This window comes from Sphaerisporangium corydalis (assembly GCF_025506355.1).
Classification (GTDB): Bacteria; Actinomycetota; Actinomycetes; order Streptosporangiales; family Streptosporangiaceae; genus Sphaerisporangium; species Sphaerisporangium corydalis.
Map to the genome: position 1 here is coordinate 90,268 of NZ_JANZYP010000021.1, position 25,500 is coordinate 115,767.

The following is a 25,500-nucleotide window of genomic DNA, read 5'->3' on the forward strand; positions in this document are numbered from 1 at the left end:
GATCCCCGCCCCGAGGGACGTCGCCGTGGACCGTGATTCGATCGCCAGCCTCTTCCTGGCCGCGGCGGAGGGCGACGCCGCGGCCTGGAAGGCGCTCGTCGAGGGGATGACCCCTCTGGTCTGGTCGGTCATCCGCGCCCACCGGCTGTCGGACGCCGACGGCGCCGAGGTGTTCCAGACGACCTGGCTGCGGCTGACGCAGCACCTCGGCCGCATCCGCGAGCCGGAGAAGGTCGGGTCCTGGCTCGCCAGCACGGCCAGGCACGAGTGCCTGAAGGTCATCCACGCGGCGCGCCGTGTCTCCCCCGTCGGCGACCTGGAGATCCTCGACCGGGGCTCCGGCGGGGACACCCCCGAGGACGAGCTGATCCGCTCGGAGGAGGCCGCCGCCGACTCCGAGCGGGTGCGGCAGCTCTGGCAGGCGTTCGAGGAGCTCGGCGAGACCTGCCGGCGGCTCCTGCGCGTGCTCATGGCCTCCCCCCGCCCCCACTACAGCGACGTGTCGTCCGCGCTCGGCATCCCGGTCGGGAGCATCGGGCCGACCCGGCAGCGCTGCCTGAGACGGCTGGGCGCGTTGCTGGCCGAGCGAGGTGTCCGGTGAACGGCCCCCCTCCCGATACGGACGGCCCCGGCGGGTTCCCCGCCGAACCGGACGGCCCAGGTTCGTTCCCCCTCGGGACGGACGGGCGCGGCCGGTTCCCCGGCGATCCGGACGATCCGGACGATCCCGCCGAGGACGACGCGGAGGCGGGCCTGGAGCAGGCCCTGCGGGACGCGGCGGCGCTGCTGGACCCGGTGCCCACCGAGCTGGTCCAGGCGGCGGTGGACGCCTACACGCTGCGCACGCTGGACGCCGAGCTGGCGGACCTGACCTTCGACTCGCTCGCCGAGCCCGTCCTCGTGCGCGGGGGGCGGCAGCCTCGCCTGGCCACCTTCCACGCCCCGGGGGTGACCATCGACGTGGAGATCACCGTCATGGGGGCGATCGGCCGGGTGCTCGGGCAGGTGATCCCCGCCCAGCCGGCCGAGATCGAGGTGCGCGGCCGGCGGCCGGCGGACGTGTCCGCCGACGCCATGGGCCGGTTCGTGTGCGACGAGGTGCCGCCCGGGCCGTTCAGCCTGCGCTGCCGCTTCCCCGCGGCCGTGGTGACCACCGAGTGGATCGTGATCTGACCCGGGCGCGACGGCCGGCCCGGACCCGGGCCGCTTTTCGAGCGTATCCACTCATGAGGGCCGGGAACGGCACCGGTCCTATGGGTTATAGGAGCAAGAAAGCTACGACATACCGCCATAGGTTGCTTACACAAGGTCACAATTGGGCCGCCCGGATTCCCCGCCGGCCCCGGCGCGGGCCGGCGAAAACCCGCACCCCCGGGCATTGACATATCGGGTGCGCGTGCAACGCACGGGATTGGGCGGGTGACGGCCCCGGCGAATCACCGGAGACGGGCGGCGGACTCCCCCGGCGCCCATGATTGTCGTCACCCGGTGAAATGGCCGGACAATCCACGCCGCCGGCGGCCTTTAGATTGCGAGGCGGCCGGGGCGGCGGGCCCTTCGGCCGAAGCCGGGGCACCGGCCGAACCCGGCGGTCTCCGGAGAGCGCACCCGCGTGAGGGCAGAGGATAATGGCGCAGGTTCGCGCGTCCGTCAAGTGGCGGGGACCGGCGACATAATTTTTCGGATTGCGGCCCGCGTCATCTTACGGTTTGGACGGCGGGACGATGTCGGCGCGCGCCGAGGCTCTTGTGAAGCGGCGGCCCGCGGGGTCCCGCATGGGTTATGCGGGGAAAGCCGTGCCCGGCGGCGGTGTGGTGACGGCCACGGTTTTCCCAGAGACTTCACAGGTTCCACGACCAACGCGCCTAACACCTCGGTCCGGTAACCAATGGGACTCATACCGACAAATTCCCTGAAGTCAGCACTACCTCGCCCGAAAGCCGGGCCATGCCACGTTCGCGCCCAGCGGTGACGACTCCGCAGGCCAGGCGCGTGACCCCGCGGACGGGAGGTGGTACCGCGCTCGAGCCGCCCGAGGTACTCGGCGGCCATTGCCCGGTGCGAGCACGGCCGCCACAAAGAGGACCTCGGTGACGATCCGGGCGGCGGATCACGTGCTCGTCGGGCGACTAATGCGGGCGCGACGGGTTAATCAATCACTGTGCGGCTTCGTACTGGGCCACGATGTGCGAGGCGATCCTGCCACGCTCGCTGACGTTCAGCCCGTGTGCCTTGGCCCAAGCCCGGATCTCGGAGCTTTTGTCGCGAGCGGGACGCTGGGGTGCGCCACGCTTGCGGCCCCGGGCCGGCGCGCCCTCGGCTCGACGGGCACTGGAGACGAAAGGCGAAAGGGCCTCACGCAGATTGGTGGCGTTTTTGTCGTTCAGATCGATCTCGTAGCTGGTGCCGTCAATCGCGAAGACCACGGTCTCTTTTGCTTCGCCGCCATCCAGGTCGTCGATGAGAAGCGTCTGGATCTGTGTCGCCATCTCCCACTCCTTTCACAGAGCATAGTTTGACACCTCAAGAATATACCCGGTTTCCGTCGCTTCCCACGCCGAGAACAGCGCGACGCATTGACATCCTGGTGCGTAAGTCAACCGTTTCAGGCGAACGTCCTCTTTATCGGAGCGCCGACCAGCCCATCACCTAACCACCGGGCGTACAACCGCGCCGAAACTGATGTCAGGTCCACATGCGCACGAGGGTGTACATATTGTCGACTACAGGTATTCCCGCCCGGAGAGCCGTCCTGGCCTCACAAAGCGGGCGAAGCCCCATCGGCCGGGGCGCGCTGCCGCGCCCGCCGCGGCCGGGGCGCCCGTACAGTTGCGCCATGGGCATGGTCAAGACGGTAGGGCTGGTGCTGCACCCCCAGCGTGACTCCAAGCAGGCGATCGACACGATCGTGGAGTGGGCCCGCACCCGGGGCGTGACGGTGCTCGGGCTGCCCGACGAGGTCGGCCGCATCGACTGCAGCGCCGTGGCGGTGGACTCCGCCGCCCTGGTCGACCGCTCCGACCTGCTGGTCAGCCTCGGCGGCGACGGCACGATGCTGCGGACCATGCGCCTGGTCACCGGGCGCTCCACGCCCGTGCTCGGCGTCAACCTCGGCAAGCTGGGCTTCCTCGCCGAGATCGACGTCGACGAGCTGCCTCCGGCGCTGTCGGCGATCGACAGCCACGAGTTCACCGTCGAGCCGCGCATGGCGGTGCGGGCGACGCTCCCCGGCGGCCCGACGGTCACCGCCTTCAACGACATCGCCCTGGTGCGTACCCCGGGCGACCGCCTGGCCGCGGTGGCGATCTCCGTGGGCGGCAACCCTTTCGTGCGGTACGCCTCCGACGCGGTGATCGTGGCGACCTCGACGGGTTCGACCGCCTACAACTTCTCCGTCGGGGGGCCGCTGGTCTCCCCGCTGGTCGAGGGGTTCCTCGTGGTGCCCGCGGCGGCGCACTCCTCGTTCAGCCGGGCGCTGGTGCTGTCGGCCGAGGAGGAGGTGACCCTGGAGCTGCTGCCCACCAGCGGGCGGCTCGCCGTCGAGGTGGACGGCACGATCGGCGGGCGCATGTCGCCCGGTGACCAGGTCAGGGTCACGGCCGTCCGCGCCGCCGGCCAGGTCGTGCGCCTGGGCGTGACGACGTTCTACGAGCGCGCCAGGCGCAAGCTGCGGGTCAGCGGCAGCGCCGAGGTCGACTAGGGCACCGGCCCCGGCGCGGCCCCGTAGGCCGCGTGGTCGCTGATGTCGATCTTCGAGCGGTCGGGCAGCAGCAGGGTGGCGGTGAAGCCGACGACCGCTCCGATCATCATGAAGATCGCGATGGCCTGCCACCCGTAGTCGTGCAGCAGCCAGGTCGCGATCAGCGGCGCCGGGCCGCCGGCGATCACCGAGGAGAGCTGGTACCCAAGGCCCGCGCCGCCGTACCGCAGGCCGGTCGGGAAGCTCTCGGCGATCAGGGCCGCCTGCGGGCCGTACTCCATGGAGTGCTGCACCTGCGCCAGGATGATCGTCACCAGCACCACGGCCGTGATGGCGGTGTTGAGCAGGATGAAGTACGGGAAGGCGATCACCGCGAGCAGCACCGCGCCAGCGGCGTACACCTTGCGGCGGCCGATCCGGTCGCTGAGGTGGCCGAACGCGGGGATGGCGGCCAGCTCGACCACGGCGGCGCAGGTCACCGCCGCCAGCACGAAGCTCCGCGACAGGCCGACCTCCTTGACCACGTAGGTCAGCGCGAAGGTGGTGAAGATGTAGAACGGGAGCTGCTCGGAGGCGCGCACCAGGGCGCTCAGCACGACCTCCTTCGGGTGCTTCCTGACCACCTCCACCACGGGCCGCCTGGCCACCTGGCGGCTTCTGAGGACCTCGGCGAACAGCGGGGTCTCCATCACCCGCAGCCGCACCCACAGGCCCACAGCGACCAGCACGACGCTCGCCAGGAACGGCACCCGCCAGCCCCACTCGACGAACGTGTCGCCGCCGGACGTCGCCAGCAGCGACATCATCCCGGTGCCGAGGATGAGGCCGATCGGCACGCCGGTCTGCGGCCAGCTCGCCATCAGCCCGCGCCTGCGCTGGTCGCCCCACTCCATGGACAGCAGCACCGACCCGCTCCACTCGCCGCCGACCGCGATGCCCTGAAGGATCCGCAGCAGGACGAGCAGGATGGGCGCGGCCACGCCGATGGACGCCGTGCCGGGGAGCACGCCGATGAGGGCGCTGGAGACGCCCATGAGCACGAGCGTGACGATGAGGGTGGCCTTGCGGCCGATGCGGTCCCCCCAGTGCCCGAAGATGGCGGCGCCCACGGGCCGCGCGGCGAAGCCCACGGCGTAGGTCGCGAAGGAGGAGAGGGTCCCGGCGTACTCGCTCGACTCGGGGAAGAAGACCTGGGGGAAGACGATCGCCGCCGCCGTCCCGTACAGGAAGAAGTCGTACCACTCGATGGCCGTGCCGACGACGCTCGCGAGGGCGGCCCTGCGGACCTGGGACCGCCGGTCCATTGTGGGGGGTTCGCTGTCGGAGAGCACTTCTCCTCCTGGCGATACGGGGATGGTGACTGCGATCTTCACTCCGGACGACCGGGGATTTCAAGAGGCCGATATGAGGAGTTTCACCATCACCGGATTCTCCCTGTGCGCGCGGACCGGCAAGCGGTCCGCGCGCGCGGGCGCCAGGGTCAGGGCGCGGGCGACCGGAGGATCGGGACGTGGGGGTTCGCGGGGCCGGAGCGCGGGCGCCGTGAGGTCGGAGCGTGGGTGCGGCGGGGTCAGGGCAGCAGCGCGCGGCGCAGGGCCGCCACCCGGCCGGCGGTCGCGCGGCGGCTGACCCCCGCGTCCGGGACCACCATGTCGAAGCCGTGGAAGGCGCCGGGGTAGAGGTGGAACTCGGTGGACACCCCCGCCTGGGCGAGCCGCCGCGCGTAGTCCAGGCACTCGTCGCGGAAGACCTCCAGCTCGCCGACGTCCACGAACGCGGGCGGCAGCCCCGACAGGTCGGCCGCCCTGGCGGGCGCCGCGTACTGCGACACCTCCTCGCCGCCCGCGGCCTCCCCGAGCAGCGCCCCCCACCCGAAGATGTTGGCGCCCCGGTTCCAGGTGATCGCCTCGGTGAACTCCCCGCTGGACGGGGTGGTGTTCCGGTCGTCGAGCATCGGATAGACCAGGAGCTGGTACGCGATGGCGGGGCCGCCGCGGTCGCGGGCCAGCAGGACGGTGCCGGCCGCGAGCCCGCCGCCCGCGCTCGCGCCGCCCACGGCGAGGCGGCCGGCGTCGACGCCCAGTTCCCCGGCGTTCTTGGCCGTCCAGACCAGGCCCGCGTAGCAGTCCTCCACGGGCGCCGGGTGGGGGTGCTCGGGCGCGAGGCGGTAGTCGACCGACACCACCACGCACCCCACCTCCTCGGCGTACCGGGACATGGAGGCGTCGTCCATCTCCACCATCCCGATCACCATGCCGCCGCCGTGGATCCAGTACAGGCAGGGCAGCGGCCCCTCCGCCGCCTCGGGGCGGTACACGCGGACCCGGATGTCGGGATCGCCGTCCGGTCCCGGCACCCACCGGTCCTCGGCCACCACTCCGGGGCGGACCGCGGACGGCATGGCCGCGAACGCCTCGGCCATCGCACGGCGCAGGCCCGCCAGCTCGCCCGGGGGCATGCGGGCCAGGTCGGTGGGCGGCAGGAAGGCGTGCTCCAGCCCGGCGGCGAGTTCGGCGTCGAGGTTTCGGTGAAGCGGCATGATGTCGGTCCCCTCGTGGGCGTGGGCGGGCCGGTGACGGCGCCCGGCCGCCGGCTCGGGACCGTGACCGCCCGGTGCGGGCCCTCGCCCGCGCCGGTCGCCGTCAGTGGCGGCGGCGAGGGCGCCGTTCCATCATGTTCAGCACTCCCGCTCCCGCCATCATCGCCCCGCCCGCGGCGATGATCAATTCCGGGCGGCGCCGGGCGTGCGCCGACATCCGCTCCGCCGCGCCCCGGATCCGCTCAGGGACGGCCCGCCGTTCCATGCCCATGGGGCCGGGGCCCATGCCGGACGAGCCCGTGCGCGTGACGGGCGGACCCGCGTCCATGCGCCCCGGGCGTGCGGCGGCGCCGCGGAGCCGGCCGGCCATAGCGGCGGCCTTGCCCCGGGCGGCGAGCCCGGTCCTGGCCATCCGCCGCCGCGCCCGCGCCTTCACGTCGGCCTTCTGCGCCAGCGCCTCGACCGTGAGGCCGAGGTCCTCCCGGGTCTGGACGATCTCGCCGCGCAGCCGGTCCTCCTCCGAGAGCCTCGGCCGCCTGTGGTGCCGCTCGGGCGGGGCCTCCGGCGCCTCCTGGAGGTCCGGTTCCGACAGCCCCGCCAGAGGATCTCCCCGGCCGTGACTGACGACGGGCTTGACGAACGGCTTGTGCGGCGCGGTGACCTGCGGGACGTTCAGCGAGGGGCCGATGGACTCGGGTGTGGCCGTGCCCGGCTCCTGCCGGCGCAGGCCCACCTCGCCCGCGGTGGGGCGGGGCTCGGGTGTGGGATCGGTTTCCGTCATCGGTGCGCACTCTCCTTGACTACGTCGACGTCGGCCCGCAGGCCGCGCATCGCCTCCTGAGGAAGGGGCGGGGTGGCCTTGGCCACCTGGCTCCGGCCGGCCAGGGCGAGCACGCCCGCGAGGACCAGGAGCGCGACGCCCACGACGGCGGCGGCGATCCAGGGCGAGAGCACGTGGGCGACCAGAAGGATCACCGCGGCGACCAGGGCGGCGCCCCCGTACAGTGCCACGACCCCGGCGCCGCCGAACAGTCCCGCGCCGAGCCCGGCGCGGCGGCCCTTGCGGGTGAGCTCCATGGTGGCCAGGCGGATCTCGTCCCGTACCAGCCGGGACACCTCCTCGGACAGGTGCTTGATCAGCTCGGAGGTCGAGAGGGAGGAGTACGGGTTGGTCATGGCCCGCGATTCCTTCAGTGTGGTCATGGCGTCTTCCCTTCCTTTCCGCGGCGCACCGCCGGCGCGCGCCCCGCGTGAGCCGCTGAGGCGCGCAGCGGGTGCGGCGCGGGCAGGGCGCCACACCCGGAGATCGCTGGGCCACTACTTCATAGGCATCTTCCGGCTGCCCACGGCCATCGCGCCCAGCCCGAGCAGCAGGATGACGATGCCGGTGACGACGTTGTTCCAGATCGATCCGGTCGTGTGCGATCGAATGATCCACGGTGACAGGATCGTCCAGACGCCCAGGATCGGGGCGATCCACGTGAGGCCGTACGTGCGGCCGAACGCGGACGCGAACCCGAGGGCGAGCGCGGCCAGTGCCAGGCCGGTGACCATGTTGCTCACCGACAGCCGGGACAGGCGGTCGAATCCCACCACCCATGGAGAGATCGCGAGGTAGAGCCCCGCGAGAAGGGTCAGTCCATCGATCACCTGCGCCGCCATGCTGGAACTCGCCCGCTCGTACTGGGCTCGCATCGCGACGATGTCAGGATGCGCTTCCAGACCGGTCGGTCTAGTCATGACCTCACCCGCCTTCCGAATCATGACGCAGAACGGATCAATGACGCCATACCCCTGCAAATCGCCCGGTCACGGTGACCAGGGCAAACGTTTCGGCTGGGGATGGCCGATCATTCCATTCCGGGCACGCCTCCGGCCGGGACGGCGCCCGCCCGGCAGGCGGGGCCGCCCCGGCCGGAGTGCCGGCGGGGCCCTCGGTCAGGTCCCGTAGACGCTGAGGTCCCACAGCGAGTAGCCGTACGCGGTCAGCCCCCGCTGGGTGCCGTACACGCGCACGTACCGCCCGGTGCCGGACACGGTGAGGTCGTCGACCCCTCCGTCGCCGCCGGCCGTGGCGTAGACGCTGGTCCACGTCGCGTTGTCCGGCGAGGTCTGGACCTGGTACGCCCGCCCGTAGGCGGCCTCCCAGTTCAGCCTGACCCGGTTGATCGGGTGCGACGCCCCGAGGTCCACGGTGATCCACTGCGGGTCGGCGTACAGGCTCCCCCAGCGGGTCGCCGCGTCGCCGTCCACCGCGTTCGCCCCGACCAGGACGCCGCCGGTCTCCACGCTGGACACCGTGACCGGCCGTCCCCGCGCCAGGTCGCTCGACCCGGCGGGCGGCGTGCCGACCCCGGCGCCGCCGAAGGTGTAGCCGTCGACGTCGTACAGCGCGCCGGTGCCGCCGGTGAACACCAGGTACAGATCGTGCGTCCCGTCGTCCGGCCTGGTGACCGGGGCCGTGAGCTCGACGTAGTTGTCCCACCCGCCGGTGCCGGCGACCGCGACGCGCGCGACCTCGGGGCCGGTCGGTGAGTCGAAGCGGAACGACAGCGTCCCGCCCGCGCTGGCGGAGGACACGCGCGCCTTGACCGAGGTGATCCCCTTCAGGCTGACCGCGTGGTGCCTCACCCACTCGCCGCTCTGGATGTCACCGAGCCTCTTGCCGCCCTCGGCCGCGGCCTGGTCGATCACCTTCGGGCCGTTGAGCTGGGCGTAGTGCTCGGCCTGCCACTGCTTGGGCCACAGGGTGATCTCCCTCTCACCGGTGAGCGGGACCGTGCCGGTCGCCCCCCTGTCGGTGTAGGAGGAGCGCAGGACGAAGAACTGCGTCGCGTCGAGCCCGGCGTGGATCGGACCGGTGTTGACGGTGAAGCCGCAGCCGGTGCCCTGGCCCTCCTCGTGGGCGTGCTCCTGGTGCCCGAGCGCGGCCCTGATGACGACGCTGGCGCACGGGACGGTGCCGTCCTGGGGGTCGGTCGCGCCCGCGGTGGAGGTCAGGTCGTCGCCCCAGCTGTAGGTGCCCCCGGCGGGCAGGCCCGACAGGGTGACCACCGGGCGGTTGTTGCCCACCACGATGGGGAGCAGCACCGTGCCGCTGTGGCCGTTGCCGTCGCTCACGGTGAGCCGCGCCCGCTTGTCCCCGTTGGTGGTGTAGGTGAAGGACGGGTTGGCCGCCGTGGAGTCGGTGGTCCCGTTGTTGTCGAAGTCCCAGGCGTAGGTGATCGGGTCGCCGTCGGGGTCGGAGCTGCCGGCGCTGGAGAAGGCGACGGTGAGCGGCGTCAGCCCGTTGTCCTTGTCGGACCTGGCCACCGCGATCGGCGACCGCCCGCCCTGCACATAGTTGATCTTGTACAGGCCGGCGTCGGCGGCGCCGGAGAAGTAGCCGCTGCCGTACTCCAGCAGGTACAGCGAGCCGTCGGGGCCGAACTCCATGTCGATCGGGTGCACGAGGTTCATGCCCGCGAGCACCGGCTCGATGACCGAGGGGGCGCCGGTGACGGGGTCGCCGTTGCCGAACTGCACCTCCTTGATCCAGTTACGGCAGTACTCGGAGATGAGCCACTTGCCGTCGTAGTAGGCGGGCCACTTGTTCGGCGAGGCGAGGCTCGCGTTGTAGTGGTAGACCTCGGTGTGGTTGGGCGAGCCGCAGCCGCCCGGGTTGTCCAGGGCCGGCCACTCCTTGCTGCCGCCGTGCTGCTCCCACACCAGTGCCGGCTTGGTCGGGGGAAGCTGCTGCAGCCCGGTGTTGCGCGGCGAGTTGTTCACCGGCCCGGTCGTGCCCCCGCAGGGGAACCAGCCGCGCGGCGCGTTCGCCGCGAAGTCCCAGTCGTTGTAGGCGACGTTCGGGCCGGCGCAGTACGGCCAGCCGTAGTTGCCCGGTCCGGTGGCGCGGTTGAACTCGTCGTAGGCGGCGGGCCCCCGGTTGGCGATGGTGGCCCCGGCGTCCGCGCCGACCTCGCCCCAGTACAGGGTGTTGCCTGCCTGCTTGTCGACCCAGACGCGGTACGGGTTGCGGTTGCCCATGATGTAGATCTCGGGGCGGGTCGAGGCCGTGCCCTGCGGGAACAGGTTGCCCGCCGGGATGGTGTAGGTGCCGTCGCCCTCCGGGTGGATCCGGTTGATCTTGCCGCGGAGGTCGTTGGTGTTGCCCGCGGTGCGCCCCGCGTCGTACTGGGGGTTGCGGCCGGTCCGCTCGTCGATGGGCGCCATGCCGGCGGAGTCGCCGCCGGAGTTGGTGTTGTCGCCCACCGCGAAGTACAGGTTGCCGTTGGAGTCCCAGGTCATCGACCCGGCCGAGTGGCAGCACAGGTCACGTTCGGTCGGCCACTGGATGATCATGTCCTCGGAGGCGGGGTCCAGGACGTTGGTGGAGGTGTTGAGCGTGAACCGCGAGATCCGGTTGACCAGCGGCGTCGCCACCGGCGAGTAGAACAGGAACACCCAGTGGTTGGTGGCGAACTGCGGGTGCAGGGTGATGCCGATGAGCCCGTCCTCGAACCGGGCGTCGAGCTGGAGCGTCAGCGCGACCGTGGTCGCCCGGGTGGCCGGGTTGTACAGCCGCACCTGGCCGCCGCCCGAGCTGGAACCCCGGTTGATGTACAGGACCTTGCCGTCGGGAAGCACCGACAGCTCGATGGGCTCGCCCATCGACAGCCCGCCGTCCAGCTTCACCTTCTCGAAACCGCTGGTCGGCGGCGGGGCGAGCAGGGCGGACGCGGAAGCGGGGACGGCGGCGGGCGGCAGGGCGGGGGTCGCCGCGGAGGCGGGCGGCAGGGCGGGGGTCGCCGCGGGGGCGGCGGCGAAGGACGCGGACGGGGTCGCGACGGCGGCGAGGGCCACCACGACCGCGCCGGCGAGCACGCGAAGGCGTGCCGAAACGGACACGAAGACTCCAGGGGGGTGTGATGGGGTGGAGTTCGGCTCAGGTGCCGTAGACGTTCAGGTCCCAGAGGGAGTAGCCCCACTGGGTGGCCCGCTGGGTGCCGTAGACGCGCACGTAGCGGCCTGACCCGGTGAGCGTCACGTCGTCGATGCCGCCGTCCCCGGTGGTCGTGGAGTAGATCGTCGTCCAGGTGGAGTTGTCGGGCGAGGTCTGGATCTGGTAGGCGCGCCCGTAGGCGGTCTCCCAGTTCAGCCTGACCCGGTTCAGGGTGCGCGTCGCGCCGAGGTCGACGCTGATCCACTGGGGGTCGGTGTAGGCGCTGCCCCAGCGGGTGGTCAGGTTGCCGTCGACGGCGCCGGCGCCGGCGTGCGGGCTGCCGGGCTCGACGCTGGAGACGGTGACCGGCCTGCCGCGCGCCAGGTCGGAGACCGTGGTGCCGTCCTGCTTGATCCGGATGTTGCGGTAGTTGATGTCCGCGCCGTCGCCGTCGTTCTGCACGCCGATGTAGCCGGTGGAGATGGCCCGCGTGCTCGTGTAGTCGTTGATCTTGACGCCGTTGAGGAAGATCTCGACGTGCCGGCCGTGCAGGGCGACCTCGTAGGTGTTCCAGGAGCCCGGCGGCTTCAGCGCCGCGGCGCGCAGGGTGAGGTCGGGGGCCTTGAAGCTGTAGACGCTTCCCGTCGTGCGGGTGACGTCGGCGTCGGTGGCGTCGATCTGGATCTCGTGGCCCGCGTCGACCGGCTTCCACGGGTCGCCCTGCGGGTCGGGGAACCCGATGAACACCCCGCCGTTGTCGTCGCCGGGCATCATCCAGTCGAGCTTCAGGGAGTAGTCGGCGAAGGTGCTGACCGGGTACCACAGCAGGCCCATGCCGCCGAAGGAGGTCAGCGTGCCGTCGGCCAGGGTGAAGCCGCCCGGCCCGGCCTGCCGCCAGTTGTTCAGCGTGGCCTGGGTGCCGTCGAACAGCGTGGTGTACCCGTTCTCCGGCCGGCAGTCGGCCGGCTTGGCGCCCGCGGCGATCTGGATGCCGCCGAGCAGCATGGTGGTGAAGGTGGGGTCGGCGTAGGACTCCTCGGTGTGCCCGAGGCCGGTGTACCAGGACCTGCCGCCGCCGTAGTTCTGGCACCAGGTGATGGGGTGGTCGCCCATGGTGCCGCCGGTGTAGGACGCCTCGTCCAGCCTGGCCAGCACCTTGACGTTGGCGCGCGGGTTGGTGCGGTAGTTGTACCACTCGTCGGTGCGGGTCCAGGCCTGCGGCAGGTGTGAGGTGGAGACGTTGGACCTGTCCTCCACGCGCACCGTCGCCTGCTGGGTCGCCGGGTGGGAGCTGAACCACGCGCCGACCAGGCCGCCGTACCAGGGCCAGTCGTATTCGGTGTCGGCCGCCGCGTGCACGCCGACGTACCCGCCGCCGGCCGCGATGTAGCCCTGGAACGCGGTCTGCTGCGCGGCGTTGAGCACGTCGCCGGTGGTGGAGAGCCAGACGACCGCCTGGTACTGGCGCAGGTTGTCGGTGGTGAACGCCGCCGCGTCCTCGGTGGCCACGACGGTGAACCCGTTGGCGGTGCCGAGCCGCTGGATGGCCGCGATCCCGTTGGGGATGGAACCGTGCCGGAAGGCGGCGGTCTTGGAGAACACGAGGATCTTGGTCAGCGGGGCCGCCGATGCCGCGACGGGGACGGACATGAGCGCCGCCAGGGAGAGGGCGAGCGCGAGGGCGGTTCCGAGCAGTTTCCGCAGGGTTCGCAGGGGGCGCCAGGTGAGGGAGGGAGGGACGGGGGGGTGGGCGTCCATGACGTATTCCTTCACGAAGGAGGAGCGCGCCGCCGCACCTGTTGGGGAGGGACCGGAAAGGCCTTCCACGTGACTTTCGCCGCTGTCGACGAAACTTTGACACGTTCGAACGGAAGCGTCAAGCTACGCGGAGGCGCAGGTACGGAACACGGGCGACGCATTCGGCCGCCCATACATCGGATCATTTAACAAATTGGATACATCCGATGTTCTTGAAGACGATCTCGCGAGCGAGCCAAGATCCATGGGGGTGGTCAATGCCCAGGTGGCGGGGGTTGCGGTGGTTCTGGGTGGGTTTGTGAACGTGAACAAGCCTCAGAAGTCACCTCTTGACGCCCTCAGACATCCAATGTTAACTGCGCCTGACAGTCCTGATACCGGAGTAGTGCGATGGTCGCGGTGCCGCGTGACCATCGCCCGCCCCGGCTCGGAACCGTCCTGCGGAGAGGGGCCCACGGGCCGACCACGTGACCGGTCGCCGATCACCGGTCACGCCGGCCAGGGCCCCTCCCCGCGCGGCATCCCCTTCCGTGCGACCGTAGGGGCGCCCGGAAGAGGGTGGCGTCAGCCGATCTCGGCGAGCCGCGTGCGCGCGGTGCCGGCGGCGACCGCCAGCGCGTCGCCCAGGCGCTCGGGACGCCTGCCGCCCGCGCTCGCGAGCGCCCCTTCGCCGCCCGCGCCACCGCCCACCGCCTCGGCCGCGCCGGCCAGGACGTCGCGGGCCCGCAGCCCCGCGCCCGCCAGCGACGGGCTGAGCGCGGCCACCAGCATCGCCTTGCCGCCGACGTCCGCGCCGAGGACGACCACGCACCGCTCGCCGCCCCGGCGCCGGGCGACCTCGGCGGCCAGCGGGCGCATCTCCTCGCCCGACACCTCCTCCAGCCGCTCGGCGAGCAGCCACCCGCCCTCGACCGGCCGCACGCGCCCGGCCAGCAGGTCCGCCGTGGCGGCGAGCTCGGCCGCCCGTAGCCCTTCGAGCCGCCGCCGCGCCTCGGCCAGGGCCGAGAGGCGCTGCCGCAGCCGGTCGGGGGCCTGGCCGGGAGGGGTGCCGAGCAGCGCCGCGAGCTCGGTGAGCAGCTCGTGCTCGTGGTCGTGGTGGCGCAGCGCGTCGGCGCCGGTGAGCGCCTCGACGCGGCGCAGGCTGGCGCCGATCGACGACTCGCCGATGATGTGCACCGGGCCCGCCTGCGAACCGTGGCCGACGTGCGTGCCGCCGCACAGCTCGCGGGAGAAGTCGCCGATGTCGACAATGCGCACGCGGTCGCCGTACTTCTCGCCGAACAGCGCCGTCGCGCCCGCCGCCTCCGCCTCGGCCCGGCTCGCCTCCCACACCCGCACGCCGGGATCGTCGAGCAGGTGGTCGTTCACCAGCGCCTGCACGGCGGCGAGCCGCGCGGGGCCGACGGCGGCGAAGTGCGCGAAGTCGAACCGCAGCCGGCCGGGCTCGACCCGCGAGCCCTGCTGGACCGCGTGGTCGCCCAGCACGCGGCGCAGCATCGCGTGCAGCACGTGGGTGGCCGAGTGGGAGCGCGCGATGGCCGCCCGCCTCCCCGCGTCCACCGCCGCCACCGCCTCCTGGCCCGCGACGACCTCGCCCTCGGTCACGCGGGCGAGGTGGACGTGCAGGCCGTCGACGCCGGGACGGGTGTCCAGCACCTGGAGGACGCCGCCGGTCCCGGTCCGTACCGTGCCGGTGTCGCCGACCTGGCCGCCCGCCTCGGCGTAGAACGGGCTGCGGTCCAGGACGACCTCGACCTCCTGCCCCTCGGCCGCACCGCCCACCGGCCCTCCCCCGGAAAGGAGCGCGAGGATCCGGGTCTCGGCGGTCGTGCGGTCGTGGCCGACGAAGCGGGTGAGCCCGTGCCGGGCGGCGATCCGGTGGTAGACGTCCCGCCGGGTCACCGCGTCGCCCTTCTTGTCGCGGCCCGCCCGCTCGCCGTGGCGCCGCTGGTCCTCCAGCAGTTCGGCGAAGGCCTCCTGGTCCACGGTGAGCCCCGCCGCGCGCGCCGCGTCGAGGGTCAGGTCGACGGGGAAGCCGTAGGTGTCGTGCAGCTCGAAGGCCGTGCGCCCCGTCAGGCCCGCCGAACCGGTCTCTCGGGCGCGGCCGATCGCGCCCGCGAGGATCCGCGCGCCCTGCCGCAGCGTCCGGCCGAACCCGTTCTCCTCGGCGGTGACCACCTGGCCCACCAGCGAGCGGTGCCGCTCCAGCTCGGGCCACGCCGGGCCCAGGGTGTCGATGACGCCGCCGGCCAGCGCGGGCAGGACGGGGCCCTCGACGCCGAGCAGGCGCGCGTGCCGGACGGCGCGGCGCATGAGCCGGCGCAGGACGTACCCCCTGCCGTCCTTGGCGGGCAGCACCCCGTCGGCGACCAGGAACACCGCCGCGCGGACGTGGTCGGCGACGATCCGGAAGGAGGCCGACGTCTCGCTGCCGTCCCGGCCGGGGTACTCGCGCCCGGCGAGCTCCCGCAGCAGGCCGAACGACGGGGCGAGCAGGTCCGTCTCGCAGACCGTCTCGACGTCCTGCAGGATCGCGGCGAGCCGGTCCAGGCCGAGCCCGGTGTCGATGCCCTTGACCGGCAGCTCCCCGAGGACGGGGAAACCGGACTTGCCGGTGCCCGCGCCGCGCAGGTTCTGCAGGAAGACCAGGTTCCAGATCTCCAGGTACCGCTCGCCGTCGGCCGCCGGGCCGCCCTCGCGGCCGAAGGACGGGCCACGGTCGTAGTGCAGCTCGGAGGAGGGGCCGCACGGGCCGGGGACGCCCATGGACCAGAAGTTGTCCGCCATGCCGAGCCGCTGGATACGCGAGGACGGGACGCCGACGCGCCGCCAGATGCGCTCGGCCTCGTCGTCGCCGGTGTAGACGGTCACCCACAGGCGGCCGGGGTCCAGGCCGAAATGCCGGGTGAGCAGCTCCCAGGACCAGGCGATCGCGTCCTGCTTGAAGTAGTCGCCGAAGGAGAAGTTGCCGAGCATCTCGAAGAACGTCGCGTGCCGGGCCGTGCGGCCGACGTTCTCGATGTCGGAGGTGCGCGCGCACTTCTGCAGCGAGGTGACGCGCGGGTGGGCGGGCACGCTCTCGCCGAGGAAGTACGGCTTGAACTGGATCATCCCCGCGCCGGTGAGCAGGAGCGTCGGATCGGAGGGGATGAGCGGGCTTCCGGGCACCACGGCGTGGTCCCTGGCGGTGAAGAAGTCGCGGAAGGTCGAGCGGATCTCAGTCGAGCGCATGGAAAGGCCTCACGAGGTCGATGGGAAGTCGGCGCGCGCCGCCGAGCCGGGCCGAGAACGAATGCTCGTCCCCCAGCTCGGCGCGGGTAGCTCGCCGCCCCACCTCGTGGCAGGCCATGATTCCGACCGGTTCCTTCTCGTCGCCCTGAGCGCGCCGGCCACGGCGGCCGGTGCGAACGTCTGTGCGCAGCAGGCTAACCCGGCCGGGCCCGCGGCATCAACGCGGTATCGCGGGGTCCGCTCGTGGAGGGGAGACCCTCCAGGGCCCGGCACGACGATGGGCCGCCCGCGCGTGCGGGCGGCCCATCCACGCGGAGCCGGTTCACATGGTCTTGGGGAGCTTCCCGTAGTACCCCGCGAGCCTGGCCCGGTAGCCGGGGTCCTTGTAAGCCTTCTGGTCGAACTCGGGGGCGTTCTTGATCTCCTGCTTGGTCCTGGCGACGTAGATCCTGCGGTCCGGCATGCTGATCTGGGTGACGACGAGCGCGGGGAGGACGACCTTCTTGCCGAAGATCCACGCCCCGGTGTCGACGACGATGTAGCTCTCGCCCACCGCGTCACTGGCCTCGTCCACCGAACCGATCTTGCCGTCGACGGCCTCCACCTCGAAGCCGACGATGTCCATCGTCTGATCGCTTCCGTACACGTCCGGGCGATATGTCCACAGGTTGTCGTTGATCATGCTTGGCTCCCCTGTTCGCTGGTCCGCCGCGTGCCGCCCGATCTCCGTTTTGTGGGCGTACACGGCATCCGCTCCGCAGTAATCTCGGTACCCGAGGGCGCGGACGGCCACCTCAGCGCCAGGTAAAGCCTTACCGATCGGCCTTGCCGGACGTCACCCCGCCGACCCGATCGCCGATCCGTTCGCCCAGCGACACCAGACGCAGCACGAAGCGCGCGCCGCGGGGAGAGTCCTCGACCCGCAGCGTCCCGTGGTGCGCCTCGGCGATCTCGCGGGAGATGGCCAGGCCGAGCCCGCTGCCGCCGGGGTCGCGCCTGCGCCCGTCCTCGAGCCGGGTGAACCGGGTGAAGACGCGCTCGCGGTCCTGCGGCGCGATGCCGGCCCCGTCGTCGGTCACGGCCACGACGGCCTGGCCGGCCACCGACTCCACGGTGACCTCGACACGGCTCTCGGCGTGCCGCTGCGCGTTGCTCAGCAGGTTCTCCAGGATCCGGATGATCTGAATGCGGAAACCGCTTACCCGAACCTCGCCGGACACGTGGACCCGTACGGGAACGCCCTCGGTCCTGCTCGCCGCCGTCTCGGCGACCAGGGAGCACAGGTCGACCGGCTCGGCCGGCATCTGCTCGGGGGCGTGCAGCCGGGCCAGCACCAGCAGGTCGCCGACGACCGCCTCCAGCCGGTCGGTGGTCGACAGCGCCGACCGTATGGCCTCGTAGGGGTCCACGTCGCCGGGGTTCATCAGCGCCTCCTCCAGGCGCACGCGCAGTCCCGCCAGCGGGTTGCGTATCTCGTGGGAGGCGTCGGAGGCGAACCTCCGCTGCTGCCTGACCGCCGCCTCCAGCCGGGTGAGGGTCTGGTTGGCGGCGTGGGCGAGCAGCGCGATCTCGTCGCGTCCCGGCGGCAGCGGCACCCGCAGGCTCAGGTCGGAGCCGGTGATCTCCGACATCCGCTTGCTGATCACCTCCACCGGGTGCAGCGTCCGGCCCACCATGCTCCACGTCATCCAGCCCACCAGGGCCAGGATCGGGAGCGTCCCCGTCGCGATGACGATGTCCAGCGCGCGGGTCGCCAGAATGGACGGCTCCGGGATGCCGGCGTAGACCACCGCGGAGTCGGCGGCGGGCGTGACCCGGATGGCCATGATGATGGCGCACCCCTGACCCGGGGTGCAGTCGGTGAGGTTCTTGAACCGGTCGTAGGGGGGAGGGCGGACGGAGGTCAGCGGCGGCCGCCCGGCCGCGCGCCTGCTGGCCTCAAGGACCCTGCCCTTGGCGTCCACCACCTGGATCAGGTTGACCCGGCTGGAGGTGGGGATGGTCTGCGGGATCGTGCCGTTCCGCGCCGCGGCGCTCCACTGGCTGGCCACCCGCTTGGTGTCGTCGAAGGCGTCGACCTCGATCTTGTACCGGATCACCGCGTCCAGGCTCGCGCCCACGGTGACCAGGAAGACGAACGACAAAATGACCGCCATCAACGTATAGCGCGCCCGTATCGAACTCAGGCGCGGCACCCGGCTCACCCTGCCTTCGTCCCGGAAAGATCGCCGCTCACCATCGGGTGGGCCATGACACCGGTGGAGAGGCCGCGCGGACGCGCGGGCCGAGAGCGGGCAGGGAACGCGGGATGCTCCGTGACGCTGCCGGCCCCGCGTCCAGGGTCGCGTCCTCGGAGAACAGGGACAGGGTCCGCTCGGACGGGCTGCCCGGTTCCGCGTGGAGCAGGAAGAGCTGCTGGCCGGGGGCCGCCGCGACGGTGAACGCCTCGCAGGTCACCGTCAGCTCGCCCACCTCGGGGTGCCGGAGCCGCTTGACATCGTTCGCGAGGGCCCGCACGTCGTGCCGGGCCCAGATGCGGCGGAATTCGTCGCTGGCGGAGGAGAGCTCCTCGACCAGCTCGGGCAGGAAAGGGTCGTCGGGGTCGGTGCCGGCGGCGGCGCGGAGCCAGGCGGCCTTCTCGTACGCGGTCTTCTCCCATTCGGCGAAGTACCACTGAGCGTCGGGGTTGAGGAAGATCAGCCGGATCAGGTTGTCGCTGTGCTCCAGGCCCGCGGTGAGGGCCCTCGCGGGCCGGTTGCAGGCCAGGACGTCCAGCCATCGGCCCAGCACGAACGCCGGGGCGTGGTCCCAGCTCTCCATCATGCGCGCCAGGGACGGGTGCGCCGGCTCGATACGGCTGGCCGGGCGGCGGCGGCGGCGCGTCCACGGATAGGCCAGCGCGTGAAGGTGGTCGGTGCCGTCCTCGCCCAGGTCCAGTACGCGGGCCAGCGCGCCGAGCACCTGCTCGGAGGGGCGGCGCTCGCGGCCCTGCTCCAGCCGGATGTAGTAGTCGGTGCTGACCCCCGCCAGCATCGCCACCTCTTCACGGCGCAACCCCGGCGTCCTGCGGCGGCCCATTGAGCTCAGTCCCGCGTCCTCGAGGGTGGTGGTCTCGCGCCGGGCCCGAAGGAAGTCTCCGAGAAGTCGGTCACTGTCCATTTCACCACGTTATGACATAAATCGGACATGAGGGGGGTTGTCTCGCACCCAGTCTAGATACTCCCAGGTAAAGCGCGTCCTGGCAGGTCAAGGGCTGTTTGACCCATTGTGGACCCATGACCTCCCATGTCACAGATCGAGATGCCACAACCGCCCATCCCACCCCCCGTCCCCGGAAAGGAGCACGCTGATGTACATGTTCGGCCTCGCGATGAACGGGTGGGAAGCCCTTCTGCTCACCCTCAGCTGCGTCCTGGTCTGGGCGACCATCATCGGCGGCGTCCGGAGCGTGCTCCAGGAGGCGCACTCCACCTCCGCCCGTGCGGGCACCAGCCCCGAGGAGGACCTGCTCTTCGAGCGGTTCGCCCACGGCGAGATCGGCGACGACGAGTACCGCTACCACCGCGAGGCGCTCCGGGGCACGCCCCACGCCTGCGAGCAGCCCTGCCGGTGAGCCCGCGCCCGCTGAAAGGGCGCGGCACGGCCCGCGGACTCCGGACGACCACGACGATCATGTGGACGGACCCCGCGGCGGACCCCGGGTAAAGATTCCCTCTCCTAGAACTCGATAACGCCAGTCTCCGGCCGACGCAAAGGCAGGACCAGGTCGGCGGACCCGGCCCGGACCGGCCGGGAGACGAACTCGCGATTCATGGTGACGCTCAGCCGAGCCGGCACCACCACAGCGCATCGGCGCCGCAGGGACGCATGGGAGGCGTCCGGCGGCGCCGCTTCCGCGTCACGGCCCGGACCCTGTCGTCACGGCCCGGACCCTGTCGTCACGGCCCGGACCCTGTCGTCACGGGCCGGACCCTGTCGTCACGGGCCGGACCTTGTCGTCACGGGCGGACCGGCCCCTGTCGCCTGGGGGCCCCGTCAAAAAAGGCCGCTTCCGGTGTTCGGAAGCGGCCTGTGGCCTGTGTGGGCGATACTGGGATCGAACCAGTGACTTCTTCGGTGTGAACGAAGCGCTCTCCCGCTGAGCTAATCGCCCTGCAGTGCCGGGGATCCCCACTGGGAAGACCTTGCCGACGGGGAAAACCATACCTCACTCCGAGGCGTGCTGGCGAAGCGGAAGGAGAACACGATCACGAAAGGTTCTCAGGAGTCCGGCGGCGTGGCGCCCTGTTGTCATAGCATCGTCATGCCCCATACTCATCCGAATCGCACCACTTATGATCTTTACCCCGAGACACCCGTAGATGCCCCGAAGGACGGCCGGAACGACACGCAAAACCCTTGCAAACAGGCGCCTCTAAGCGATGTTTGACCAGGTAGAGGCATAAATGTCGCGCTGTGATATGCGTTACAGAAGGGCTCAGGAGCGGAATCTCTCCTGGAGGTTCCTTCGTTCCGCAGACATGGCTCCGAGCGAAGTCCTTCAGAGCACCGCAACCCAGGCCCCGAGCAGGGGACCCACCGACGAAAGGTTTGGCTGACGATGAACGCCACCGTCTCTGCCGAGCTGGGCCTTCGACTTGTGGTCCCCGACCGTACCACCGTCCCCCTTCTCGCCGGCCTGAGCTATACGGCCGACGACCCGTACGCCATCCGGATGGCCTTCCACGTGGGGAACGACGAACCGGTCGAGTGGATCTTCGCCCGCGAGCTGCTGACCGTCGGCATCGTCAGGCGGGTGGGAGACGGTGACGTGCAGGTGTGGCCGGCGCGCGCCGACGGCGAGCGCACGCTGAACATCAGCCTCACCTCGCCCTTCGGGCAGGCCCTCTTCGAGGTCCCGCTGCCGCCGCTGACCGAGTTCCTGCACCGCACCTACGACCTGGTGGCCGCCGGCCGTGAGACCGACTTCATGGACCTGGACGAAGAGCTGTCGAACATGCTCTGGAGCTCCTGACCTCGCAGCAGGCCGGACCCCGCTCCGGCCCTCACGACCCTCCGGCCGCGCCGATCCGACCGATTCGGCGACGTCCGAACCGTCGCGTCCGTGCCCATGCCGTCGCGATCCGCGTAGACCCGCGTAGACCCGCGTAGACCCGCCCGCCCTGACCGGCCGTGACCCGGCCGTCCGCCTGGGCCGTCACCTCATGAGCTTCCGCATCCTGCCGATCTCCACACCCTGGCCGGACGCGACGTCCTGGGCCATCTTCCTGATCGTCTGGTCGGTGCCGCCCGACAGCTCCTCCCCCGCCATCCGCACCGCGCCCTCGTGATGCCTGGTCATCAGCCGCAGCAGCAGCGCGTCGAAGGCGGCTCCCCGGGCCGAGCGCAGCCGGTTCATCTCCTCGACGCTCGCCATGCCGTATCCGTCCCCCGAGGTGTGCTCGGGATGGCCCGCGGGGGCCTCGCGGCCGAGGGCGCGCAGCCAGGAGGACATCACCCCGATCTCCGGCAACTGCCCGGCCGCGATGCGCTCGCAGAGGCGCAGGACCCCCGGGTCGCCGGCCCGCGAGGGTGCCAGCCCGGCCATCTCCAGGGCCTGCCGGTGGTGCGGGATCATCCGCTGGGCGAACAGGACGTCGGCGGCCGAGGGCCGCGACTCCGACCGCCCGACCCGCTCCCCCGGCTTGGCGGTGCGCCCCGGCTCCCCCGGCGCGCCCGGGACGATCACGGGGGCGCCGGTCCCGGCCAGCATCGGTGAGCCTTGCTCGGGTTCACCGCTCGTGCAGCCCGCGAGGGCGAAGGCGAGCCCGGATCCCAGCACAACCGTTACGAAAAGCTCACACGTGCGGCGCCGGATCAACATAGCTTCCATACTGGGGCACATTCCAAAAATCGGTCGGGCAACGGGGGGCATTGTGGGCGTGCGGCGGATCGGCGCGATCGCGTCTGTGGCGGGGGCGGTCCTGCTTCTCGGGGCCTGCGCCGGCGGTCCCGCGCCCTCCGGCCCGGTGGCCACCACCGGTTCGGCGTCCACCGGCACCACCCCCGGGCCGTCGGCCTCGGAGGACGGGTACGCCCACAGCCCGAACGCCCGGCGGGTGGCGAACGTCCCGCTGTCGGCGCCGTTCGACGGCGAGGAGGCGTGGGGCACCGACCTCGCCTTCCAGGGCGACTTCGCCTTCTCGGGCAACTACGAGGGCTTCACGATCCACGACATCAGCGACCCGGCCAAGCCGAAGGTCGTCACGCGGGTGGTCTGCCCGGGCGGCCAGAACGACATCTCCGTCAGCGGGAACCTGCTGTTCCTGTCCGTCGACGAGCCGCGCGACGACGACACCTGCGAGAGCGGCCATGGCGACGAGAACGAGGGCTGGGAGGGGATCCGGATCTTCGACATCTCCGACAAGACCCACCCCCGGTACATCCGGTCGCTGGCCACCTCCTGCGGCTCGCACACCCACACGCTGGTGCCGGGCAAGGACGCCGCGAACGTGTACCTGTACGTCTCCTCGTTCGGGCCCTTCCCGGATTCGGTGAACTGCAAGCCGCCCCACGACTCCATCGCGATCGTCGAGGTGCCGGTGACCGACCCGGCCAAGGCCAGGATCGTCGCCCAGCCGGTGCTGTTCACCGACGGGAACGACGAGTCGAAGCCCGGCGCGACCAGCGGATGTCACGACATCACGGTGTACCCGGAGAAGGACCTGGCCGCCGGCGCCTGCCTCGGCAACGGCATCCTGATGGACATCTCCGACCGGACCGCGCCCAAGGTGCTCCAGGAGATCACCGACACCGAGAACTTCTCCATCTGGCACTCGGCGACGTTCAGCAACGACGCCAGCCAGGTGATCTTCTCCGACGAGCTCGGCGGCGGGGTCTCCCCGACGTGCGACGCCAAGACCGGGCCGACCCGGGGCGCCGACGCGGTGTACGACATCTCCTCCGACGGCAAGCTCAAGCGGCGGGGCTACTTCAAGATCCCGCGCTACCAGACCGCCGCGGAGAACTGCGTCGCGCACAACGGGTCGCTGCTCCCGGTCCCCAATAAGACGATCATGGTCCAGGCGTGGTACCAGGGCGGCGTGTCGGTGATCGACTTCACCGACGCCGACCACCCGAAGGAGCTGGCGTACGTCGACCCGGGGCCGCTGAGCACCACCGGCGAGCCGAAGCTGGGCGGCTCCTGGTCGGCGTACTACTACAACGGGTACATCTACTCCAGCGACATCATCAAGGGCCTGGACGTCATCGCGCTCGACGACCCGCTCACCGACCCCGCCAAGTCGGTCAAGCTGGACGAGCTCAACGCCCAGACCCAGGTGTCCTACCCCGAGTGATCACCGAGGCCGGCGCCGGTCCGGGTGATCACGGGGTCGTGTCAGCCGGGTGATCGCAGGGCCACGCCGGCCGGGTGATCACGGGGCCGCGCGCCGGACGGTGATCACGGGTCGACGTCGGCCGCGCTGCGCTCCGCGAACACGCGCATCGCCTTGGCGGTGACCGGGCCGGGCGCGGCGGCGATCACCGTGTCGTCCACGAGCCTGATCGGCTGGACGTCGCGGGTCGTGGAGGTCAGGAACGCCTCGTCCGCCTCGTACAGCGCCGACATCGGCACGTCCGCCTCCTCGCCGCCGTGCCATTCGAGCACCAGCGCCCGCGTCACCCCGGCCAGGCAGCCGGAGGCGATCGTGGGCGTGATCAGGTGGCCGTCCCTGACGATGAAGATGTTGCTGCCCGTGCCCTCGCAGAGGTCGCCGGCGAGGTTGCCGAAGATGGCCTCCTGGCCGCCGCGCTCCTTGGCGTAGGCCAGCGCCTTGGCGTTGTCACCGTAGGAGGTGCTCTTGACGCCCGCGAGCGCCCCGCGCTCGTTGCGCGGCCAGGGGACCACGGTGACGCCGGCCGTCTCGGGGAACGGCGCCTGCGCGCCGACGATCACGACGGCGTTGGTGCCCTGGTTGCCCCGGTCGGAGCCGAGAGGGCCGTTGCCGCTGGTGTAGGTGACGCGGATGCGGCCGAGCGGCCACGGCGGCGCCGCCGCCAGGCACGCCCGGATGCCTTCGGCGATGGCGTCCACGCCCGGCACCGGCAGGCCGAGGCGTTCGGCGGAGAGCTTGAGCCGGTCCAGGTGCCGGGTGAGGGCGAACGCCTCCCCGTTCACGCACTTGATCGTCTCGAACACGCCGTCCCCGACCATCAGCCCGTGGTCGAAGACGGAGACGCTGGCCTCCGCAGGATCGAGCAGCTCGCCGTTGACCCAGACCGGAACGTTCATCTATGTGATCTCCATTCTTCAGAGGTACCACGGGGGTGCCGCCGGGTCCGCCTGACGGCCGTCAGGCCCGGCCCGAGGCGAGCGCGACGAGCCGGGACGCCTTCAACTCGGTCTCGCGCCACTCGCGCCGCGGATCGGAGCCCCAGGTGATGCCGGCGCCCGTGCCGAAGCGGATGAGGTCACGCTCGATCCAGAACGTGCGGATGCCCACGGCCAGTGCGGCCTCGCGCCTGCCGGCGTCGACCCAGCCCACTGCCCCACAGTACGGCCCCCGTGGCTCAGGTTCGAGTTCATCGATGATACGAAGTGCCGAGGACTTGGGTGCCCCGGTCACCGAGCCCGGGGGGAACGTGGCCGCGAACAGCTCGGCCCAGCCCCGCCCCTCCTCCAGCCTGGCACGCACCGTCGAGACCAGGTGGACCAGGCCCGGATGCTCCTCCACCACGCACAGCGCGGGCACCGTGACCGAGCCCACCTCCGCGACCCGGCCGAGGTCGTTACGGACCAGGTCGACGATCATCACGTTCTCGGCGTGGTCCTTGTCGAGCAGGTCGTCCGCGGTCTCCCCGGTCCCCTTGATCGGCCGCGACTCCACGACGTCGCCCGCGCGCGACAGGTAGAGCTCCGGCGAGGCCGACACGACCGTCAGCCCCGGCACCTGGACGGTGGCGGCGTACGGCGCGGGGTTCCCCTGGGCCAGCCGCCCGGCCAGCACCAGCGGGTCGGCGTCCGGGGGGATCTCGGCGGTGAGGACGCGGCACAGGTTGGCCTGGTAGACCTCCCCCTGCTCGATCAGGTCCCTGATCCGCCGGACACCGTCCTCGTAGCCGCGCCGGTCGAGCGAGCTGGTCCATTCCAGGGACGCGGGCCACGACCCTGAGGGGCGCGGCAGGGGCGACCGCCGCACGTCGTCGAAGCGGGCGCAGGTGACCTTGCCCTCGTAGGTCACCACGACGGCCCACCACCCGGCCCCGTCCAGTGCGGCGAGATCGGTCGTCACATCCCGCAGCCCCGTGGCCAGAAATCCCCCGACATGAGCGAAATACACCCCCCCATTCTCCCGCCCTCCACCCCTTCCC

General features: G+C 71.5%; 21 protein-coding genes and 1 tRNA gene. 6 read left to right on the plus strand and 16 right to left on the minus strand.

Features of this window, described 5'->3' with window-relative positions; all coding sequences use genetic code 11:
- The first annotated feature begins 25 nt into the window (after positions 1–25).
- A complete protein-coding gene (locus NYZ98_RS17070) occupies positions 26–601 on the plus strand; it encodes an RNA polymerase sigma factor (RefSeq protein ID WP_262843772.1) in 576 nt (191 codons plus the stop codon).
- Positions 598–1,173, plus strand: a complete 576-nt coding sequence (locus NYZ98_RS17075) for a hypothetical protein (RefSeq protein ID WP_262843773.1) — start codon at positions 598–600, stop codon at positions 1,171–1,173. Before NYZ98_RS17070 ends, NYZ98_RS17075 begins: the two co-directional genes overlap by 4 nt.
- A 983-nt stretch (positions 1,174–2,156) precedes the next feature.
- Here the strand turns inward: NYZ98_RS17075 and NYZ98_RS17080 are convergent.
- The gene (locus NYZ98_RS17080) at positions 2,157–2,489 is read right to left on the minus strand and encodes a histone-like nucleoid-structuring protein Lsr2 (protein WP_262843774.1); all 333 of its coding nucleotides are present in this window, start codon (positions 2,487–2,489) and stop codon (positions 2,157–2,159) included.
- 347 nt (positions 2,490–2,836) lie between these two features.
- Here NYZ98_RS17080 and NYZ98_RS17085 point away from each other — a divergent pair, with 347 nt between their 5' ends.
- Positions 2,837–3,700, plus strand: coding sequence for an NAD(+)/NADH kinase (locus NYZ98_RS17085; RefSeq protein ID WP_262843775.1), 864 nt, complete (start codon positions 2,837–2,839; stop codon positions 3,698–3,700).
- Here NYZ98_RS17085 and NYZ98_RS17090 read toward each other — a convergent pair.
- The 11 genes from NYZ98_RS17090 to NYZ98_RS17140 form a co-directional block, all read right to left on the minus strand.
- Complete coding sequence (locus tag NYZ98_RS17090) at positions 3,697–5,031, minus strand: MFS transporter (RefSeq protein WP_262843776.1); 1,335 nt, start codon at positions 5,029–5,031, stop codon at positions 3,697–3,699. The two genes, NYZ98_RS17085 and NYZ98_RS17090, sit on opposite strands and share 4 nt — an antisense overlap.
- Positions 5,032–5,270: 239 nt before the next feature.
- Positions 5,271–6,239 carry an alpha/beta hydrolase gene (locus tag NYZ98_RS17095; RefSeq protein ID WP_262843777.1) on the minus strand — a complete coding sequence of 323 codons (969 nt, stop codon included), beginning with the start codon at positions 6,237–6,239 and terminating at the stop codon, positions 5,271–5,273.
- 103 nt (positions 6,240–6,342) lie between these two features.
- Entirely contained in the window at positions 6,343–7,020 is a 678-nt protein-coding gene (locus NYZ98_RS17100) for a DUF3618 domain-containing protein (protein ID WP_262843778.1), read from the minus strand.
- On the minus strand, positions 7,017–7,442 hold the full coding sequence (locus NYZ98_RS17105) for a phage holin family protein (RefSeq protein WP_262843779.1): 426 nt from the start codon (positions 7,440–7,442) through the stop codon (positions 7,017–7,019). The genes NYZ98_RS17100 and NYZ98_RS17105 overlap by 4 nt, the downstream gene beginning before the upstream one ends.
- Before the next feature lie 114 nt (positions 7,443–7,556).
- Positions 7,557–7,979, minus strand: coding sequence for an SPW repeat protein (locus tag NYZ98_RS17110; RefSeq protein WP_262843780.1), 423 nt, complete (start codon positions 7,977–7,979; stop codon positions 7,557–7,559).
- Positions 7,980–8,177: 198 nt separating this feature from the next.
- Complete coding sequence (locus NYZ98_RS17115) at positions 8,178–11,126, minus strand: carbohydrate-binding protein (RefSeq protein WP_262843781.1); 2,949 nt, start codon at positions 11,124–11,126, stop codon at positions 8,178–8,180.
- A gap of 37 nt (positions 11,127–11,163) precedes the next feature.
- Positions 11,164–12,918: a ThuA domain-containing protein gene (locus NYZ98_RS17120; RefSeq protein ID WP_262843782.1), complete on the minus strand. Its 1,755-nt coding sequence runs from the start codon at positions 12,916–12,918 to the stop codon at positions 11,164–11,166.
- Positions 12,919–13,482: 564 nt separating this feature from the next.
- Positions 13,483–16,149 (minus strand): alanine--tRNA ligase, encoded by a 2,667-nt coding sequence (alaS, locus tag NYZ98_RS17125; protein ID WP_262843783.1) that lies wholly within the window; start codon positions 16,147–16,149, stop codon positions 13,483–13,485.
- 322 nt (positions 16,150–16,471) lie between these two features.
- Complete coding sequence (locus NYZ98_RS17130; protein ID WP_262843784.1) at positions 16,472–16,831, minus strand: PRC-barrel domain containing protein; 360 nt, start codon at positions 16,829–16,831, stop codon at positions 16,472–16,474.
- 130 nt (positions 16,832–16,961) lie between these two features.
- A complete protein-coding gene (locus tag NYZ98_RS17135; protein WP_262843785.1) occupies positions 16,962–18,305 on the minus strand; it encodes a sensor histidine kinase in 1,344 nt (447 codons plus the stop codon).
- A 76-nt stretch (positions 18,306–18,381) separates the two neighbouring features.
- On the minus strand, positions 18,382–19,308 hold the full coding sequence (locus NYZ98_RS17140; RefSeq protein WP_262843786.1) for a helix-turn-helix transcriptional regulator: 927 nt from the start codon (positions 19,306–19,308) through the stop codon (positions 18,382–18,384).
- Positions 19,309–19,498: 190 nt separating this feature from the next.
- On the opposite strand from NYZ98_RS17140, the gene NYZ98_RS17145 reads away from it, so the two are divergent.
- Positions 19,499–19,762, plus strand: a complete 264-nt coding sequence (locus tag NYZ98_RS17145; protein ID WP_262843787.1) for an SHOCT domain-containing protein — start codon at positions 19,499–19,501, stop codon at positions 19,760–19,762.
- Between the two features lie 468 nt (positions 19,763–20,230).
- Here the strand turns inward: NYZ98_RS17145 and NYZ98_RS17150 are convergent.
- A tRNA-Val gene (locus NYZ98_RS17150) sits at positions 20,231–20,302 on the minus strand.
- A 447-nt stretch (positions 20,303–20,749) separates the two neighbouring features.
- Between NYZ98_RS17150 and NYZ98_RS17155 the strand changes: the two genes are divergently transcribed.
- Entirely contained in the window at positions 20,750–21,163 is a 414-nt protein-coding gene (locus NYZ98_RS17155; protein ID WP_262843788.1) for an SsgA family sporulation/cell division regulator, read from the plus strand.
- 183 nt (positions 21,164–21,346) lie between these two features.
- On the opposite strand, the gene NYZ98_RS17160 is transcribed toward NYZ98_RS17155, so the two are convergent.
- On the minus strand, positions 21,347–21,970 hold the full coding sequence (locus NYZ98_RS17160) for a DUF305 domain-containing protein (protein WP_262843789.1): 624 nt from the start codon (positions 21,968–21,970) through the stop codon (positions 21,347–21,349).
- Positions 21,971–22,070: 100 nt separating this feature from the next.
- Between NYZ98_RS17160 and NYZ98_RS17165 the strand changes: the two genes are divergently transcribed.
- The gene (locus NYZ98_RS17165; RefSeq protein ID WP_262843790.1) at positions 22,071–23,486 is read left to right on the plus strand and encodes an LVIVD repeat-containing protein; all 1,416 of its coding nucleotides are present in this window, start codon (positions 22,071–22,073) and stop codon (positions 23,484–23,486) included.
- A 104-nt stretch (positions 23,487–23,590) separates the two neighbouring features.
- Here NYZ98_RS17165 and NYZ98_RS17170 read toward each other — a convergent pair whose 3' ends face one another.
- Together NYZ98_RS17170 and NYZ98_RS17175 are read right to left on the minus strand one after the other, a co-directional pair.
- Complete coding sequence (locus NYZ98_RS17170) at positions 23,591–24,421, minus strand: aminotransferase class IV (protein WP_262843791.1); 831 nt, start codon at positions 24,419–24,421, stop codon at positions 23,591–23,593.
- A gap of 61 nt (positions 24,422–24,482) precedes the next feature.
- Positions 24,483–25,430, minus strand: coding sequence for a chorismate-binding protein (locus NYZ98_RS17175; protein ID WP_262843799.1), 948 nt, complete (start codon positions 25,428–25,430; stop codon positions 24,483–24,485).
- Positions 25,431–25,500 lie beyond the last annotated feature (70 nt).

Bases quoted from the DNA above. Each gene is read 5' to 3' on its own strand.
- NYZ98_RS17085 (WP_262843775.1), top strand. From the start codon at position 2,837: ATGGGCATGGTCAAGACGGTAGGGCTGGTGCTGCACCCCCAGCGTGAC.
- NYZ98_RS17105 (WP_262843779.1), bottom strand. From the start codon at position 7,442: ATGACCACACTGAAGGAATCGCGGGCCATGACCAACCCGTACTCCTCC.
- NYZ98_RS17170 (WP_262843791.1), bottom strand. From the start codon at position 24,421: ATGAACGTTCCGGTCTGGGTCAACGGCGAGCTGCTCGATCCTGCGGAG.
- NYZ98_RS17080 (WP_262843774.1), bottom strand. From the start codon at position 2,489: ATGGCGACACAGATCCAGACGCTTCTCATCGACGACCTGGATGGCGGC.
- NYZ98_RS17130 (WP_262843784.1), bottom strand. From the start codon at position 16,831: ATGATCAACGACAACCTGTGGACATATCGCCCGGACGTGTACGGAAGC.
- NYZ98_RS17110 (WP_262843780.1), bottom strand. From the start codon at position 7,979: ATGACTAGACCGACCGGTCTGGAAGCGCATCCTGACATCGTCGCGATG.
- NYZ98_RS17140 (WP_262843786.1), bottom strand. From the start codon at position 19,308: ATGGACAGTGACCGACTTCTCGGAGACTTCCTTCGGGCCCGGCGCGAG.
- NYZ98_RS17100 (WP_262843778.1), bottom strand. From the start codon at position 7,020: ATGACGGAAACCGATCCCACACCCGAGCCCCGCCCCACCGCGGGCGAG.
- NYZ98_RS17135 (WP_262843785.1), bottom strand. From the start codon at position 18,305: ATGGCGGTCATTTTGTCGTTCGTCTTCCTGGTCACCGTGGGCGCGAGC.
- NYZ98_RS17155 (WP_262843788.1), top strand. From the start codon at position 20,750: ATGAACGCCACCGTCTCTGCCGAGCTGGGCCTTCGACTTGTGGTCCCC.
- NYZ98_RS17120 (WP_262843782.1), bottom strand. From the start codon at position 12,918: ATGGACGCCCACCCCCCCGTCCCTCCCTCCCTCACCTGGCGCCCCCTG.
- NYZ98_RS17145 (WP_262843787.1), top strand. From the start codon at position 19,499: ATGTACATGTTCGGCCTCGCGATGAACGGGTGGGAAGCCCTTCTGCTC.
- alaS (WP_262843783.1), bottom strand. From the start codon at position 16,149: ATGCGCTCGACTGAGATCCGCTCGACCTTCCGCGACTTCTTCACCGCC.
- NYZ98_RS17095 (WP_262843777.1), bottom strand. From the start codon at position 6,239: ATGCCGCTTCACCGAAACCTCGACGCCGAACTCGCCGCCGGGCTGGAG.